The organism is Kitasatospora sp. NPDC051702 (assembly GCF_040681575.1).
Taxonomy (GTDB): domain Bacteria; phylum Actinomycetota; class Actinomycetes; order Streptomycetales; family Streptomycetaceae; genus Kitasatospora.
This window is the reverse complement of record NZ_JBFAZB010000071.1, coordinates 1-16,394: the sequence shown is the minus strand read 5'-3', so window position 1 is coordinate 16,394 and position 16,394 is coordinate 1. Positions and strand designations below refer to the sequence as shown.

Here is a 16,394-nt window from a genome sequence, read left to right as displayed (position 1 = left end):
AGGTCAGGCGACGTCGGCCACGGCGCAGCGACGCATGGCGTCGAGGGTCGCGGTGATGGCCTGGAGGTAGTCACCGGTCATCGTCGCGGCGATGGTCGCCTCGACCTCGGAGCCGCCGGGGACGCCGGACTGGACCAGGGCGAAGGTGAAGCGGAGCCGCAGGTCGTGGTCGTCGCCCTCGATCTCGTTGGCGATGGTGCCGAGCACCGGGCCCGACAGCCGGGTGAACACCACGCGGTGCGGCTCCTCGAGCGTGATCCGCTCACGGAAGTCGACCTCCCGGTAGCGGATGTCGCGGTCGAAGCAGGTGTCGTCGTAGCGCTCGACGACGGTGCAGTGGCTCATCGAGGGGACGAACGGCAGGGCGTTGTTGGCCTTGAGCACGAGTCCCTCCCACACCGCGGCACGGTCCAGCCGGGGCTCGCCGGGCTCGTTGACGGGCAGGACATGGGTCACGAAGATCATCGGTTCTCCTTCGCCGGCGGTGTCGCCGGGTTGATGGGATTGGGTACGGGTCGGCAGTGGTGCCGACCTGGCAGAGGGGGCCGCCCGTGGGGCCGGGCGGCTACGACGCGGCGGGGTGCGCCGTGCGGGGCAGCTGGCGCTGCCGGGTCGTGGGCGCCACCCGACCGCGCCACGTGTCGAGGGACGAGGGCAGCTCGGGGTCGAACACGCGCGGGATCCACGCCGTGTCGGCCTCGATGAGTCGCCCGCCGACCGCGTACTCGTAGGTGAGGTTCTCGGGGCCGCGGAAGTAGAGGAACACCGAGCCGGACGTGGGGTGCCGTCCCGGCCCCATGACGATCTCCACGCCCCGGTCGGTCAGGAAGTGCCAGTTACGCATGAGCGCATCGAGCGAGTCGACCTGGAAGTTGATGTGACACAGGCCGGCCTCCTCGCCCCGGAACACGGCGAGCTTGTGATGGACGGGGTCGATGCGCATCAGGCAAGCGCGGTCGCCGACCCAGTCCGACACGCGCGCATTGAACGTCGTGGACCAGAACCGGTGGGCCTCGTGCACATCCGGCGCGTCCAGGCACAGGTGCCCGAACTCGGTGATCCCGGCGTCGCGGGTGTGCCGCAACGGTTCGGCGGAACGGTACTGCGCCGCGGCCAGTTCTATGCGGTTGCCGAAGGGGTCGTCGAAGGCGATGTACTCCGAGACCCCGCGGGAGCGTGCCCCCGCCGGATCGCCGCGTTCGACCCGCAGGCCCTGCTTCTCCAGTTCGCTCTCCGCGGCCGCCAGGGCGTCGCGCCCGGCGACGGTGAAGCCGGAGGCGATGACGCCGGAGCGCCCCTGGACGAAGGTGAGGCAGTGACCCCGGGGGTCGGCCCGCAGATGCGCCATCCCTGGCTCGTCGGAATCGACCACTTCGAGGCCGACGATGTCACTGGCGAACCGGACGGCGCCTTCCAGGTCTTCGACGCCCGAGCGCACGTAGGCGATGTCGGTCAGGGTGATCACGGCGTGGTCCTCTCGTCGTATCCGAGGTAGCCGCGCGCCCGAGCGCTGTCCGGCCAGCGCTCGCAGAGCGAGCCGGTCAACTGGGTGCGCAGGCACAGCGACGTCTCGCAGCGGCAGGTGCACAGGGTGTCGACGGCGCCGGCCGCCACCTTGCGAGGCCAGTCGGGATCCACGAAGAGCGGCCGGGCCAGGCCCACCGCCTGCGCCTGCCGCGCCCGGAGGACCCGCGCCGCCTCCCGGGGATCGCCCAGACCGCCGTTGGCCACCACGGGGATCCGCACCGCACGCTGCAGTGCCTCCGAGTCGTGCACCGAGTAGCCCGGCTCCCCGAGTACGTCCGCATTGCGCGGAAGACGCATGGTCTCGAACGTGGCGGGGATCGCGAACAGGAAGGCGGCCCCTGCGTCCTCCAGCAGCGGAGCGAGCCGCACGGCGTCCTCCAGGCTCCACCCGTCCTCCACGCGCTCGTCGCTGAGCAGGTGCACTCCGACCGCGAAATCCGTACCGGTGCTCGCGGTGACCCGGCGCACCACCTCCAGCACGAGCCGGGTGCGCCCCTCGAAGTCGCCGCCCCACTGGTCGGTGCGCCGGTTGGTGCGCGGCGAGAGGAAGCCGGAGAGCAGGAAGCCCTGCGCCGCGTGGATGTCCACACCGTCGAACCCGGCGCGCTCGCACAGCCTCGCGGCCCGCACGAGGGCGTCGACGGTCTCCTCGATCTCCTCCGGCGCGATCTCCTGCGGGGTCACCACCCGGCCCGGCGTCAGCTCGAAGGAGACTGCCGACGGAGCGAGGCGGGGGCGGCACCCGTACTCCTCCCAGGGCCCCGCGTACCTGCCGGCGTGCACGATCTGCACGATCGCCAGGGCGCCGTGCCTGCGGATCTCGGAGGCCAGCCGCCTCAACCCGGGCAGCTGATCCTCGTCGCTCACCAGCGTCTGCAGCGGCATCTGCCGGCCCGCGACGCTGATCGCGAAGTTCTCGGTGATCACCACTCCGGCGCCGCCCTGGGCACGACGGGCGTAGTGCTCGATCTCGCGATCGGTCACGGTACCGTCCGGGTTGGCGTAGCCGACGGACATCGGCGCGTGCACGATCCGGTTGCGGGCCGTACGCCCGCCGAGGCGCAGCGGCGCGAAGAGCGGCGCGAAGTCCGCGGCGTCGGCTGCGCGCCTCGGGCCCATACTGGAGGTCATCCCTGCTCCACGGTGTTCGAGGGCGCGGAGGCGAGAAGCGGTTCGGCCTGCCGCACGTCGTTGCCGAGCTCGCCGAGCGGTTCGATCCGGATGCGCAGCCGGTCGCCGTCCTGGAGAGCCAGGCCCTTGGCCGCCCCGACACCGGCCGGCGTACCGGTGGCGATCACGTCGCCCGGCTCCAGCGTCATCAGCGCACTGGCGGCCGAGACGAGCTGCGCCACGGTGAAGATCATGTCCTTGGTGTTCCCGTCCTGTTCCAGTACGCCGTTGCGCCACAGCCGGATGGGCAGCGCCTGCGGATCGGCCACGAACCAGGACGGCGTCACCCCGGGGCCGATCGGTGTGAAGGTGTCGCGCCCCTTGGACGCGAGCCAGTCGTAGGCGAACGGGGGCGCCAACGGGTTCGGCCGGGCGTGCAGGCCGCGCGCCGAGACGTCGTTGACGATGGTGTAGCCCGCGACGGCCTCCAGCGCCCGTTCCGCAGGCAGCCGGTGGGCCCGTCGCCCGATCACCACACCGAGTTCGGCCTCCCAGTCCACGCGGGCCGCAGGGTCACGGGGGATGGAGACCGCCTCTCCGGGCCCGACGATCGCCGTCGGCGGGAGCAGGAAGAAGTACGGTTCCATGCCGTCGGGTAGCGTCCCGACACCCATTTCCCGCAGGTGGTCGTGGTAGTTGGCGCCGGCGAAGACCAGCTTGCCCGGACGCGGCAGAGGCGCCAACAGCTCCACGGATTCGAGAGGTTCGCCCTCGGCGGGCCGCCAGGCGCGCAGGACCGGCTCGAGCTCCGCCCAGTCCTGCAGCGCCGCCCCCACGTCGGGATACCGCGCCAGTACCGGGTGGCGTCGAACCCGTCCCTCTGCGTCGGTGGCGGCGACGAACGACGCGGCGCCAGGCCCCTCGGCCCGGCAGGTCACCAGGTTCCATACGGACATACGAACTCCAGGCATCGATTGTTTGCCGCGCCATGATTCAGGAGCAGTGGCGCCAGCACGCTGAAGTAGGGAGGCCAGCTTGGTGCTGGCGGCTTGCTGGAACACAGTGCATACAGTTTCGGCCCTGGTCAATAGGTCGACCAAGTATTGACTTCGCTGGGCGAAAGTGTACACAGTTTGAGAGCGCGGCTTGCCCGGACGTGGCAGGCGGCGCACTCGACAGACCCGCACAGACCCGATCGGAGATCGTCATGACGGATGTCGCCGCAGTTCCGGTGGGGCAGGCCGAGGGGGTGCCGTCATGACCGCACCGCCCCTGAGCGAGGTGGCGGACGCTCTTCTCGCGGCCCACCACAGCCGGATTCCGGTCGAACCGCTCGTGGGCACGTACCGCGGGCTGACGCTCACGGACGCCTACGAGATCCAGCTGCTGCAAGTCCGCCGCCGCGTCGCCGGCGGAGCGCGGATCAAGGGCCACAAGGTCGGCCTGTCGTCCCCCGCCATGCAGCGGCAGTTGGGGGTGGACCAGCCGGACTACGGCCATCTGCTGGACGACATGTTCTGGCTGGAGAACGCCCCCGTGCCGGCCGCACGGTTCCTTCAGCCGCGGGTCGAGCCGGAGATCGCCTTCGTGCTCGGACGTTCCCTGGCCGGACCGGGAGTCACGGTCGCGGAGGCCGCCGCAGCCGTGGACTTCGTCCTTCCGGCGCTGGAACTGATCGACTCACGCATCCGCGACTGGCGCATCGGGATCGTCGACACCGTCGCGGACAATGCCTCCGCCGGCGGCGTCGTCCTCGGCAGCACCCCGGCCCGGCTGACGGACGTCGATCTCCGCCTCGCCGGCTGCACGCTGCACCGCAACGGAGACCTGGTCGACACCGGTGCGAGCGGCGCGGTGCTCGGATCGCCGCTGACCTCACTGGTCTGGCTGGCCAACACCGTCGGCGCACGCGGTGTGGTCCTGGAGGCGGGACACGTCGTGCTGCCGGGTTCCGTCACCGCTTCCGTCCCCGTCGGCGCGGGTGACACCGTCACCGCCGCCTTCGCCGGGATCGGCAGCGTCACGGCACGCTTCACCGAGGAGAGTTCATGAGCAAGGTCACCGCGGCCATCGTCGGCCCGGGCAACATCGGCACCGACCTGCTCGCCAAGCTGATGCACAGCCCGACGGTCGAGGTCCGCTACATGGTCGGCGTCGACCCGGCATCTGACGGGCTGGCCCGGGCCCGCGACCTGGGTCTGGAGACGTCCGCGGAGGGAGTGGACTGGCTGCTGTCGCGCGGCGAACCACCGCAGCTGGTGTTCGAGGCGACCTCCGCGAAGGCGCACATCGCGAACGCGGCGCGCTACGCCGCAGCGGGCATCCAGGCGATCGACCTGACCCCGGCGGCTGTCGGCCCGCTCGTCTGCCCGCCGGTGAACCTGGAAGAACACCTGGACGCCCCCAACATCAACATGATCACCTGCGGCGGGCAGGCCACCCTCCCGATCGTGCACGCGGTCTCCCGCGTGGTCCCGGTCGAGTACGCGGAGATCGTCGCGTCGATCGCCTCCCGGTCCGCCGGACCCGGAACCCGCGCGAACATCGACGAGTTCACCGAGACCACCTCGCACGCCATCGAGCGGGTCGGCGGCGCAGGCAAGGGCAAGGCGGTCATCATCCTCAACCCGGTCGACCCGCCGATGATCATGCGCGACACGGTGTTCTGCGCCATCCCGGAGGATGCCGACCGGGACGCCATCAACGAGTCCGTCGCGCGCATGGTCGGCGAAGTGGCCGCGTACGTCCCGGGCTACACGTTGAGGGCGGACCCCCAGTTCGACGATCCGCGCCCCGAATGGAAGGGACGCGCCCGGGTGGCCGTCTTCCTCGAGGTGCGCGGCCGGGGCGACTACCTGCCGCCCTGGGCAGGAAACCTGGACATCATGACGGCCGCGGCCGCTCGCGTCGGCGAGCGGCTGGCGGAAGCCCGGATCACGGCGGTGACTTCATGACCACCCTCACCAACGCCCAGCAGCCGCGAGCGCTGCGGATCACCGACTCCACCCTCAGGGACGGTTCGCACGCCATGCGCCACCAGTTCACCGAGAATCAGGTGCGCGGTGTCGTACACGCCCTCGACCAGGCGGGCGTCGAGGTCATCGAGGTGGCCCACGGTGACGGCCTCGGCGGCTCCAGCTTCAACTACGGCTTCTCCGCCGTGGACGAGATCCGGCTGATCGAGGCTGCCGTCGACGAGGTGATCCGGGCGAAGATCGCCGTGCTGCTGCTGCCCGGCGTCGGCACGGTCACCGACCTGAAGCGCGCCCACGCCGTCGGTGCGGATGTGGCCCGGATCGCCACCCACTGCACCGAGGCCGACACGTCCGCCCAGCACTTCGCCGCCGCGCGCGAGTTGGGCATGGAGACGGTCGGCTTCCTGATGCTCTCGCACCGCATCGGCCCGGCAGAACTCGCCGCCCAGGCGAGGATCATGGTTGATGCCGGTGCCCAGTGCGTCTACGTCGTCGACTCGGCCGGGGCCCTGGTGCTGAGCGACGCGCAGGCCCGGGTCGAAGCCCTGGTGCAGGAGATCGGACACGAGGCCCAGGTCGGCTTCCACGGCCACCAGAACCTCTCCCTCGGCGTCGCCAACTCGGTGCTCGCCTACCAGGGCGGTGCCCGGCAGATCGACGGTGCCCTGTGCGCGCTCGGCGCCGGCGCCGGAAACGCGCCGACCGAGGTGCTCGCGGCCACCTTCGAACGCCTGGGCATCCCCACCGGCCTGGACGTCGGCCTCGCCCTGGCCGCCGCGCAGGACGTGGTCAAGCCGTTCATCCCCCGGCTGCCGTGGATGGACCGTTCCTCGATCGTGCAGGGCTACGCGGGCGTCTACTCCAGCTTCCTGCTGCACGCCGAACAGGCCGCGGAACGCTACGGGGTACCCGCCCACGAGATCCTCCAACGGGTCGGCGAGGCCGGATACGTCGGCGGCCAGGAGGACATGATCATCGACATCGCGCTGAGGCTGGCCGAAGAGCGCGAGAAGGCGGGGGTCGGCCGATGAGCTGGGACATCGCCCGCGCCGCCACCGTTCTGCTGGCGGCCGAGGACAACCGCACCGACCGCGGTCCGATCACCGAGGAGTGGCCCGGACTCGACCTGGACACCGCCTACGCGGTCCAGGACGAGACGCTGCGCCGCCGACTCGACCGGGGCGAGCACATCGTGGGCATCAAGCTCGGCCTGACCTCGCGTGCCAAACAGGAGCGGATGGGCATCGCCGCGCCCCTGACGGCCTGGCTGACCGACGGCATGCTGCTGCCGACCGGAGCTCCCGTCCCGCAGGGCCGGCTGATCCACCCGCGCGCCGAACCGGAGATCGTGTTCGTGATGAAGGACCGGCTGGCCGGTCCCGGTGTCACCGCCGCCACCGCCCTGGCCGCGGTCGGCTCGGTGCACGGCGGCATCGAGGTGATCGACAGCCGCTACCGCGACTTCCGTTTCACCCTGCCCGATGTGGTCGCCGACAACGCCTCCTCCGGCCGCTTCCTCACCGGCCCGGTCGGTGTGGCGCCCGAGGCGCTGGACCTGGCGATGGAAGCCTGCCTGGTCGAGGTCGACGGCCAGGTCGCCGACAGCGCCACCGGTGCCGCCGTCCAGGGCCATCCCGCCGAGGCCCTGGCCCTGGCCGCCAACGAGCTCGGCCGCCGGGGCCTGGCGATCGAGCCCGGCTGGCTCGTGCTCACCGGCGGCATGACCGATGCCGTACCCGTACCGCCCGGCACCACCGTCGCGGTGCACTTCACCCACCTCGGTTCGCTCCACCTGACGGGAGGCTGACATGCCGCTGATCGAAGTGACGATGGTCCACGGACGGGGCCCGGAGGAGATCCGGTCGCTGATCCATGAGCTCACCGGGGCGGTGGTCCAGGCTCTGGACATACCGCGGAGCAGCGTCCGCGTGGCCGTCCGGGAACTGCCGAAGACCCACTGGGCGGCCGGGGACGTCACCATCGCCGAGCGGGAAGCGGCGACCACGACCGGGGAGGGGACGCGCTGATGGAGTTCCACGGTCACGTCATCGACGGCGAGGAAACGGCCTCGCTCTCGGGAGCCGCGTTCTCCTCCACCGATCCTTACACCCGCCAGCCCTGGGCGGAGGCCGCCCTCGGCGACAGCGCCGACGCCGACCGCGCGGTGAGAGCGGCTCGCCGCGCCTTCGACGACGGCCCCTGGCCGCGCATGGGCACGGCGGAGCGCGGCCGGATCCTTCACCGCCTGGCGGACCTGATCGAGCAGAACGCGGAGGAACTGGCCCAGGCGGACACCCGGGACATGGGCAAGCCGATCACCCAGTCCCAGGGCAACGACGTACCGCGCACGGCGGCGAACTTCCGTTTCTTCGCAGACCACGCGAAGCTCTCCACCTCCGAGAGCTACCCGATGGACAGCGGCCACCACGCCTACACGCGCTTCGACCCGGCCGGGGTCGTCGCGGCGATCGCGCCGTGGAACTTCCCGATGATGCTGGAGTCCTGGAAGGTCGCCCCGGCCCTCGCCTGGGGCAACACGGTGGTGCTCAAGCCGGCCGAGGACACCCCCGTCTCGGCCACGCTCATGGCGCGGCTGGCCCTGGAAGCGGGCATGCCCCCGGGCGTGTTCAACGTCGTCCACGGGTACGGCCCCGACTCGGTCGGCCAGGCCCTCACCGAGCACCCGGCCGTGGACCGGATCACCTTCACCGGCGAGTCCGGCACCGGCCGCGTCATCGCCGCCGCCGGCGCCCGCAACCTCACCCCGGTCAGCCTCGAACTCGGAGGCAAGGGAGCGAACATCGTCTTCGCCGACGCGGACCTGGACGGTGCCGTCGAGTGGTCGATCCGCGCCGTGTACACCAATTCGGGCCAGGTGTGCCTGGCCGGCTCCCGCTTGTACGTCCAGCGGGAGGCCTACGACGAGTTCCTCGCGCGGTTCGTCGCGGCGGCGGACGCCATGGTCATCGGCGACCCCAAGGACCCGGCCACCCAGATCGGACCACTGGCCTCCGTTGAGCACCACGCCAAGGTCGCCGGCTACGTGGACACCATCGCCCAACAGGGCGGCACGCTCCGCACCGGTGGTCGGGGCGAGGGCTGGACCGTACGCCCCACCGTCGTCACCGGCATGGCCCCTACCGCCCGGCACGTCCGGGAGGAGATCTTCGGGCCGGTCGTCGTCGTGATCCCGTTCGCCACCGAGGCCGAGGTGATCGAACTCGCCAACGACACACCGTACGGGCTCAACGCGATGCTGTTCACCGAGAACCTGCACCGTGCCCACCGCGTCGCGGCAGCGCTCCGGGCGGGCACGGTCTGGGTGAACTGCTTCTTCGTACGGGACCTGCGGGCCCCCTTCGGCGGCGTGGGCGACTCCGGAATCGGGCGCGAGGGAGGCACGTTCAGCCGCGAGTTCTTCACCGAGCCCAAGGCAGTGGTGATGCAGATCGACCCGGCCCGTCCCGACCGGCCCCGGGACGGCCGGCGACGATCGGCACCGTGACCGGCCACCGCTACGGCGAAGTCGGCGGGCCGGGCCCCGGCAGGCGGCGGGGTTCACCGACCTTGAAAGCACAGCGCCCATAAGTGTTCCAAGGGCGCGGCGATCAGGGGGAGTCGGTGCTCACCGATGCCGTGGTCCCGAAGAGTCCGCCCTGCGGGTGGCGACGGATCTGCGCTCTGCCGCGGTGACGTCACCTGCTTGCTCGCCGCGTTCCTCGGGGCCCGGCCCGCTCACGCCGCATCACCATCCATGGCAGCGCCGGCACTTGCCGGCCAGCTTAATTTCACCATATGCTGAAACTAGTTTCCACAGTCGGGGAAATTAGAAGGTCTGTCATGCGCACGCTCAAAGATGCACCACCGCCGCACCCTCACTGATCCCTTGCCCCCTTCACGACCGTGGTCGGCGACGCGCCACGGTGTCAGGGCCGCCGACCCCGGGGCGGGCAGAGCCAGCGGGGCCGCCGCTGCCCGCCCCGGCGGCTTCCCCGCTTGAGGGGGATGGATCGAGGGCCCGGCTGCATCGCTGCGCCCTGCGGCGGGTCTTTGAGAATTCGGGGTTCGTGCTTGGAGATGGAGGTGGATGGTGTCGCCGGCTGTGGTGGCCGGCGTCTTCGGAGGGGGTGCGTGATGGCGAACGGCTCACGGCACGTGGAGCAGGCAGCTTGGTGGGGCGGGACAACCGACCGATGCCACCTTCCAGTCCGGGGCCTTCCGGTGCTGGTGTGTCGTCTTCGAGGTTCTGTCACGCGTGCGCGGTGAGGTTTTCCGGCCGGCTGATCGTCGGCCCATACATCGATCAGGAATGGAATCACTGATGTTCGAAAGAGCTGGAAACGGGTCGCCCGCAGTGCCTTGGTTGCGCGCCGGTACGGCGCACCTGCTGACCGTGGTGTCGGCTGCGGCTGGGCTGGCGGTGCTCCCGTCGGGTGCCGCGGTGGCGGCGGTGGGCGGCGGTAACCCTCCCGCCGCGAAGCAGATTTCGGTCGCCAGCGACCCGACCAACGGCGCGGTTGTCGGTGAAGTGGATCCGAACGGCAACGCCTGGGTCCAAGAGGGCTCCGGCTCGCGGATCCAGCTGCCGTACACCGGGGTGAGACAGATCGCGGTCGCCAGCGACCCCGCCAACGGCCCGCTCGTGGCGGTCCTGGTCAACGGCACGGAGTACGCCTACCAGGGCAACGCAGGTGGGCTGACCGGCAAGGACAACTGGGTCGCCGAAGTGTCCGGTGGCGTCACGTCGATCGCGGTGGCCACCGACCCCACCCACGGCCCACTGATCGCGGCCGTGCAAAACGGCACCGCCTACGCCAAGCAGGGCGGCCTGCGCGCGTCCTGGGTCACCGAGTTGTCCGGCGGCGTCACGTCGCTCTCGGTGGCCACCGACCCCTTCCACGGCGCAGTGATCGGTGCCGTGCAAAACGGCACCGCCTACGCCAAGGAAGGCGGCCTGAACGCGGGCTGGGCTACCGAATGGTTCGGCGGCCCACTGCCCGGCAGCCAAGGGTCCAACGGCTTCACGTCGATCGCGGTGGCCACCGACCCCACCAACGGCCCACTGATCGCTGCCGTGCAAAACGGCACCGCCTATGCCAAGCAAGGCGACGTGGCCTCGTCGGGGGTCACCGAGTTGTCCGGCGGCGTCACGTCGCTCTCGGTGGCCACCGACCCCACCAACGGCCCACTGATCGCTGCCGTGCAAAACGGCACCGCCGTCGCGGCTCAGGGCGCCCTGAACGCGGGCTGGGTCACCGAAGTGTCCGGCGGCCCTACGTCGATCGCGGTGGCCAGCGACCCCACCAACGGCCCGCTGACCGGGGTCGTGGCCAACGCTTACGGCTTCATCCACCAGGGGAGACCGACCAATTTCTCGCCAGGCCTCGGCGACCAGGTGACGCAGAGTTCGGTAGCCGACGGCGTGACGGGCTACGTCTACTCCAGCGGCAACGCATACGTCAGCACCTCCTCCGGCTGGCGGATCCAGCTGCCGTACACCGGGGTGAGTCAGATCGCGGTCGCCAGCGACCTCACCAACGGCCTGCTCGTGTCGGTCCTGGTCAACGGCACCGTGTATGCCTACCAGGGCAACGCAGGTGGGCTGCCCGGCAAGGTCAACTGGGTCACCGAAGTGTCCGGCGGCGCCACGTCGATCGCGGTGGCCAGCGATGACATCAACGGCCCGTTGATCGGGGTCGTGGCCGACGGCACCGCCATGGCCAAGCAGGGCGGCCTGAGCGCGGTCTGGGTCACCGAAGTGTCCGGCGGCGCCACGTCGATCGCGGTGGCCACCGATCCCACCGATGGCGGCCCGTCGATCGGGGTCGTGGCCGACGGCACCGCCATGGCCAAGCAGGGCGGCCTGCGCGCGTCCTGGGTCACCGAAGTGTCCGGCGGCGCCACGTCGATCGCGGTGGCCAGCGATGACATCTACGGCCCGTTGATCGGGGTCGTGGCCGATGGCACCGCCTTGGCCAAGCAGGGCGGCCTGAGCGCGGTCTGGGTCACCGAATGGTCGCTCGACGTGACGTCGATGGCGGTGGCCACCGATCCGATCAACGGCCCGTTGATCGGGGTCGTGGCCGACGGCACCGCCTACGCCAAGCAGGGCGGCCTGCGCGCGTCCTGGGTCACCGAGTTGTCCGGCGGCGCCACGTCGATCGCGGTGGCCGCCGTCCCTCCCCACGGCGCGTCGATCAGCGTCCTGTTCCGCGTCCCCTACCTCAAAGTAGGCAGCCTGGACGCGTCCTGGCAGTAGCCGCGTCGGCCGTCTCGTTTCCACAGGAGTCGGCCTCCTGGTGAGCCTCCTGTACATGCTCGCCCTCACCGACGGCGTCGGGTATCACCGCACTCGCGGTCCCGACGCCCGTCGGCGGCCTTCCCTACAACGGGGCCGGCATCACCATGGCCGACCAGCTCCTGTCGGCCCCGATGCACCTGATCGTCGGCGCCGTCGTGATCCCCACCTTCGTGATCACCTCACTGCGCCGGATCTGACACCGGCTCACGCCGCCTACGGACCTGGTGGCCCATGACGCCCAGACTCATCCCCGCGTGACCGCCGCCGAGGTGAAGCCGAAGGCATCGAGGGCGGACCGGTAGGGTGATCAGGCGGACCTCGTCGCCCCGGTCGGCCAGCAGGCGGGCGGTGGCCGTGCGCTCCCGCGATCCACGCCGCTGCCGGAGGTGGTACGAGTCTACCTGCGCAGGCTGATCGATCAGCAGCCCGGAGAGATGCCCGAGGAACTGCTGGACGGGGTGTTGGCGGGTTGGGTCCACCTGTTCGGGCTGGTCAGCTTCGAGGTGTTCGGCCGGATGGAGGCGACCATCGATGCCGGCCGGGAGTACTTCGAAGACCAGATGGGCCTGATGGCCGATCTGGCAGGGCTGCCCGCCTAACGACGAGCGTTCCGCGTACGCGCTGCGGACGCGGGAGGGCGCCTGGCGACCGTGTGGGGTGTCGGGTGCCCGGGAGTCGCCGGACTCTTTCAGCGTATGATGAAATTGTGGTGGGCGGCAGGCGCCGTCCCCTTCGACCTGATGCGGAAGGTGATGCGGGTGAGCGGGCGGGGCCCCCGGGGAGAGCGCGGCGAGCAGGCGGACAAGATCCTCGCCGCCGCCCGCAGATCATTCGCCACGCGCGGGTACGCCGCGACCTCGCTCCGTGCGGTCGCCGTGGAGGCCGGCGTCGACCCCGGCTTGGTGCACTACTACTTCCGCACCAAGCCCGGACTGCTGGAAGCGGTCATGCAGCCCCCCGTGGAGTTCGGGGCCGCAGTGGCCGCGGCCGCCGAGCGACCGCTCCACGAGCGAGGGCGCGCGTTCGTGGAAGCCAACCTCCGCCTGTGGGAGGACCCCGCCTCCGCCGAAGTCCTGCGCGCCATCATCCTGACCGCTGCTCAGGAGCCCGCCGCCATGCAGCGCCTGCGGCAGTTGTTCTCCGAGCTCGTCCTGGCAGTCGTCTCCCACAGCCTGCCCGACGCCGAACGCACCCTGCGCGCCAGTCTCATCGCCACCCAGATCGTCGGCATGGTCATGAACCGCTACATCTGGCAGGTCGGCGACATCGCGTCGCTCTCCGCCGACGCCGTCACCGAACTCCTCGCCCCCACCATCCAGCGCTACCTCGTCGACCCCCTGCCGTAACCGGCGGTCTCCGCCGTCAATCCCGCACTGACGCCGCCAGCGCCAGGGCTTCCGTAGCGACAGCGACCACGGCACCCACGCCGCCTACGACGACGCCATCCGGACGGCCAGCGGCCTGGTCTGGTTCAACCGTCAGATCTCCGGACGGCCGCACTACGTGCCCACCGTGCTGGTGGACAAGATCTGCGGCATGCATCGCCAGGTCGGTCCTGGCCGCACTGCACTGTCGGGAACACGGCCGCACGGGCCATCGCCTCAAGGTCCCGATGGTCGACGCGGTGCTCGCCTTCAACGTGGGAGGGTGCCGCCAGCCTGAAGCCGGACGGGGAGCTCGACCCGCCCACCCGGCCCCGACCGCCGAACGATCCGCCGACGGCTGGATGTTCGTCCTGTACCAGAGTGGCCGTAACCGGCGGGACTTCACGCCTTCGCCGGCTGCCTCGAACTGGCCGGGGATCCGTCCTTCGTAACCGGTCCCGACTGCGCCCACCACGCCGACGACGTCAACCAGGTGATGGCGGAGCTGATACCACGGCACAACGTCCCCGACGGCATGCTGCTCGGGCGGCGCGGCGACGGCTGGACGTGCGGTTGTTTCGCAGGCGCGTTCGGGAACACGGCCGACCACGGGGAACGTGTGCGACGCTACCCGACGGACATGTCGGACTCAGAGTGGGCGATCGTCCGGCCGCTGCTGCCGGTGCCGGGCTGGGGCCGCCAGCCGGTGGTGGATTGCCACCGCGCGGCCCCTCCCTCCCGGCCACCGACCCGGTCGGCGCTGCCCGCCCCGGGTGTGCTGACCAGCCGGTCGCCACGTTTGCGCGCCTGCTCTCGGCCAGGGGCCACCTTCGTCGGCCCCGCGGCGTAGAGGCGAAGCGGCCGGCGCAGCGGGCTCGGGTGCAGGACCTGATCCTGCGGGTGATCGGCCCGGGCCGCGCAGCCGGACGGTGCACCGGCCCTCGGGGCCGTAGGGAGCGTTGTCGTGCGAGTGCGACGGGTGCTCGCGGGTGCCGCGGCGAGCGCTGTCGAGGCAAACCGCAGGCCGGGTGACCCAGGTCCCCAGTGCTGGTCAGGTTCTCGCGGGGCGGGGGGCGGGAACGGTCGCGTACCCGAGGAGCGGGGCCGTCGAGCAGGTGGATCAGGTGGCCCCGGGTGTCGAGCATCCACCCGTGGCGGAACCGCAGTACCGATTCGTCCAGGGGAGGGGGCCGGTCGGGGTTTGCGTGCGATCTGTACCACGTTGTGTCCGCCGGCGTCCGGTGCTCCGCGGCTCCGGTGCGCCGCACGGCCACACCAGTCCGTCGCGGCGACCTCGGCCTCGGAAGCCGCCGTGTCCGGTGGACACGTGCGCCTGTCAGGCCGCTCGTGTGGTCCTTCCGTGTCGACGCACCCGTCCCCCGGCCTCCGTGGCGCACCATCTTTCGTCATCCGGATGATGGGGGACCACGGGACAGGCCGGGGCGGAGGCCGGGGAGCGCCGGTGGCGGGCGGTGGGTAGGTGGTCAGCGAGGCGGCCCGAGGATGACGTTGCCGTGCAGGGAGGCGGCTTCGCGGAGGCGGTCCGTGTTGAGCTCGAACCCCGCGGGGCGGGGGGTGGTGATGTCGCGTCCGGCATGCCGGAACATCTCCTCGATGCCACCGGGGGTGGTGATGAGGAGGAGGTCCGCGCGATGGGAGGTGATGCGGTAGCTGTGGGGGATGTTGCGGGGCAGGTAGATGGCGCCGCCTTCGGACAGTTCGTGGCATTCGTCGCCGGCCCACACCAGCGCATTGCCCTTGAGGAGGACGAAGACCTCGTCCTCGCGGGTGTGGAGGTGGAAGGGCGGGGCCTCGTCCTTGGGGACGTCGAACAGTCCGACGGTGAGCTTTCCTTCGGTGGCCTGGCTGTCGAGCAGGATGGTGAGCAGCCCGCCGCCGAGCCACTCGAGGGTCTGCTGCTGGTCGGGATTGGCGAGGTAGGGCATGGTCATGCCGGTCTCCGGAATGGATGCGGTGGCCCAGAGGCCGAGGGGGGAGGGGCGAGGCGCCCCGGACGCGGTGGCAGTACTGCGGGTTGGTGCGCGGGCGCCATCGGTGACGCCGGATGTGCCGTGGAGGAGAGAGGCCCTGCTAGCGGCGGGTGAAGCGAGTAATGAGGGTGACGGTGGTGAGGCCCTTGATCATTCCGGCCCTGTTCCAGCTCATGCCGAAGTCATTGCGGTCGATGATGACCTCGGAGCTGAGGGTCACGTCGTCAGGGCCGGCGGACGTGGTGCGGGAGCTGAAGGTGATCGGGCGGGTCCTCCCGAGCACGGTGAGGTGGCCGGTGACCTCGGCGGTTCCGGCGTGGTCGACGGCGACGCCGGTGGCGGCGAAGGTGAACGTCGGATGCCTCTGGACGTCGAAGAAGTCCGCAGAGCGCAGGTGATTGTCGAGCTTGGCCTGCTTGCTGTGGATCGACGCGGCATCGATGGTCAGCGTGCCGTGTACGGAACCGTCGAGGCCGATCTCGCCTTCTCCATCGAGCCGAGTGAAGGCGGCCGTGACCGTGGCCAGCCCCCACACCGACTTCTGCTTGATCTCCACTGATGACCTGGTCGCGTCCAGGACCCAGGAGCCGGCGGTGAGGCCGGATGTTCCGGTGCGGGGTTGGGAGGGGTTGGTCGGGTGGTTCGTCATGGCGACCGCCTTTCATTGTGGGGCAGGGAGTGAGCTTCCGCGCGGAGTTGCTCGGCCGCCGACACCGCGGGCGGGTGCAGCAGTTCCTTCCGCTGCGGTGCCTGCTTGGAGCCCGGTCGTGATCAACTCTCGGTTTCATCGCCCGTGGAAACTAATTTCAGCGTATGATGAAACTATCGTAAGCGGCAAGGGCCGCTCCCGACCGCCCAGGGGCCACCGCGTCCTGAGATGAGGCCGAGGCCCGTGCCCGGCCGGGCCTACGCCGTCCCGGGGCGCCGCATCGCCTGCCGCGGGCCGTGATTGACGACGCTGCTGGCGGGGCTGTTACGGCCCGAAAGACCTCCCCACGAGACACGTACGAAGACGCACGAGGAGCACAGAGTGAGCAACGAGAGCCTGGCCAACCTGCTCAAGGAGGAGCGGCGTTTCGCCCCGCCGGCAGAGCTCGCCGCAGCCGCCAACGTCACCGCGGCCGCG

The 16,394-nt window shown here is 70.7% G+C and carries 15 protein-coding genes; 9 read left to right on the top strand and 6 right to left on the bottom strand.

The features are described 5' to 3' along the window. Nucleotides 1–3 precede the first annotated feature (3 nt). The 4 genes from AB0N04_RS36340 to AB0N04_RS36325 all read right to left on the bottom strand — a co-directional run bounded on the left by AB0N04_RS36340 (nt 4) and on the right by AB0N04_RS36325 (nt 3,698). The gene (locus tag AB0N04_RS36340; RefSeq protein ID WP_360220778.1) at nt 4–465 is read right to left on the bottom strand and encodes an SRPBCC family protein; all 462 of its coding nucleotides are present in this window, start codon (nt 463–465) and stop codon (nt 4–6) included. A gap of 100 nt (nt 466–565) precedes the next feature. Continuing rightward, nucleotides 566–1,465 (bottom strand): VOC family protein, encoded by a 900-nt coding sequence (locus AB0N04_RS36335; RefSeq protein WP_360220781.1) that lies wholly within the window; start codon nt 1,463–1,465, stop codon nt 566–568. Next, on the bottom strand, nt 1,462–2,658 hold the full coding sequence (locus AB0N04_RS36330) for an NADH:flavin oxidoreductase (RefSeq protein ID WP_360220784.1): 1,197 nt from the start codon (nt 2,656–2,658) through the stop codon (nt 1,462–1,464). The genes AB0N04_RS36335 and AB0N04_RS36330 overlap by 4 nt, the downstream gene beginning before the upstream one ends. Beyond that, nucleotides 2,655–3,698: a fumarylacetoacetate hydrolase family protein gene (locus AB0N04_RS36325; RefSeq protein WP_360220787.1), complete on the bottom strand. Its 1,044-nt coding sequence runs from the start codon at nt 3,696–3,698 to the stop codon at nt 2,655–2,657. The genes AB0N04_RS36330 and AB0N04_RS36325 overlap by 4 nt, the downstream gene beginning before the upstream one ends. A 196-nt stretch (nt 3,699–3,894) precedes the next feature. Between AB0N04_RS36325 and AB0N04_RS36320 the strand changes: the two genes are divergently transcribed. The 9 genes from AB0N04_RS36320 (at nt 3,895) to AB0N04_RS36280 (ending at nt 13,259) form a co-directional block, all read left to right on the top strand. Then, the gene (locus tag AB0N04_RS36320) at nt 3,895–4,689 is read left to right on the top strand and encodes a 2-keto-4-pentenoate hydratase (RefSeq protein ID WP_360220790.1); all 795 of its coding nucleotides are present in this window, start codon (nt 3,895–3,897) and stop codon (nt 4,687–4,689) included. Next, a complete protein-coding gene (locus AB0N04_RS36315; RefSeq protein WP_360220793.1) occupies nt 4,686–5,591 on the top strand; it encodes an acetaldehyde dehydrogenase (acetylating) in 906 nt (301 codons plus the stop codon). Before AB0N04_RS36320 ends, AB0N04_RS36315 begins: the two co-directional genes overlap by 4 nt. After that, nucleotides 5,588–6,643, top strand: a complete 1,056-nt coding sequence (dmpG, locus tag AB0N04_RS36310) for a 4-hydroxy-2-oxovalerate aldolase (RefSeq protein ID WP_360220796.1) — start codon at nt 5,588–5,590, stop codon at nt 6,641–6,643. The genes AB0N04_RS36315 and dmpG overlap by 4 nt, the downstream gene beginning before the upstream one ends. Continuing rightward, the gene (locus tag AB0N04_RS36305) at nt 6,640–7,419 is read left to right on the top strand and encodes a 4-oxalocrotonate decarboxylase (RefSeq protein ID WP_360220799.1); all 780 of its coding nucleotides are present in this window, start codon (nt 6,640–6,642) and stop codon (nt 7,417–7,419) included. The genes dmpG and AB0N04_RS36305 overlap by 4 nt, the downstream gene beginning before the upstream one ends. Nucleotide 7,420: 1 nt before the next feature. Beyond that, nucleotides 7,421–7,639, top strand: a complete 219-nt coding sequence (locus tag AB0N04_RS36300; RefSeq protein WP_360220802.1) for a tautomerase family protein — start codon at nt 7,421–7,423, stop codon at nt 7,637–7,639. Next, nucleotides 7,639–9,117, top strand: coding sequence for an aldehyde dehydrogenase (locus AB0N04_RS36295; RefSeq protein WP_360220805.1), 1,479 nt, complete (start codon nt 7,639–7,641; stop codon nt 9,115–9,117). Before AB0N04_RS36300 ends, AB0N04_RS36295 begins: the two co-directional genes overlap by 1 nt. A gap of 804 nt (nt 9,118–9,921) precedes the next feature. Beyond that, nucleotides 9,922–11,871: a hypothetical protein gene (locus tag AB0N04_RS36290; protein ID WP_360220808.1), complete on the top strand. Its 1,950-nt coding sequence runs from the start codon at nt 9,922–9,924 to the stop codon at nt 11,869–11,871. Between the two features lie 419 nt (nt 11,872–12,290). Further along, a complete protein-coding gene (locus AB0N04_RS36285) occupies nt 12,291–12,512 on the top strand; it encodes a TetR-like C-terminal domain-containing protein (protein ID WP_360220820.1) in 222 nt (73 codons plus the stop codon). Nucleotides 12,513–12,608: 96 nt separating this feature from the next. Then, nucleotides 12,609–13,259 (top strand): TetR family transcriptional regulator, encoded by a 651-nt coding sequence (locus AB0N04_RS36280; protein WP_360220811.1) that lies wholly within the window; start codon nt 12,609–12,611, stop codon nt 13,257–13,259. A gap of 1,502 nt (nt 13,260–14,761) precedes the next feature. Here the strand turns inward: AB0N04_RS36280 and AB0N04_RS36275 are convergent. After that, the gene (locus AB0N04_RS36275; protein WP_360220814.1) at nt 14,762–15,229 is read right to left on the bottom strand and encodes a cupin domain-containing protein; all 468 of its coding nucleotides are present in this window, start codon (nt 15,227–15,229) and stop codon (nt 14,762–14,764) included. Between the two features lie 139 nt (nt 15,230–15,368). Next, a complete protein-coding gene (locus AB0N04_RS36270; protein WP_360220817.1) occupies nt 15,369–15,917 on the bottom strand; it encodes a YceI family protein in 549 nt (182 codons plus the stop codon). Nucleotides 15,918–16,394: the final 477 nt, after the last annotated feature.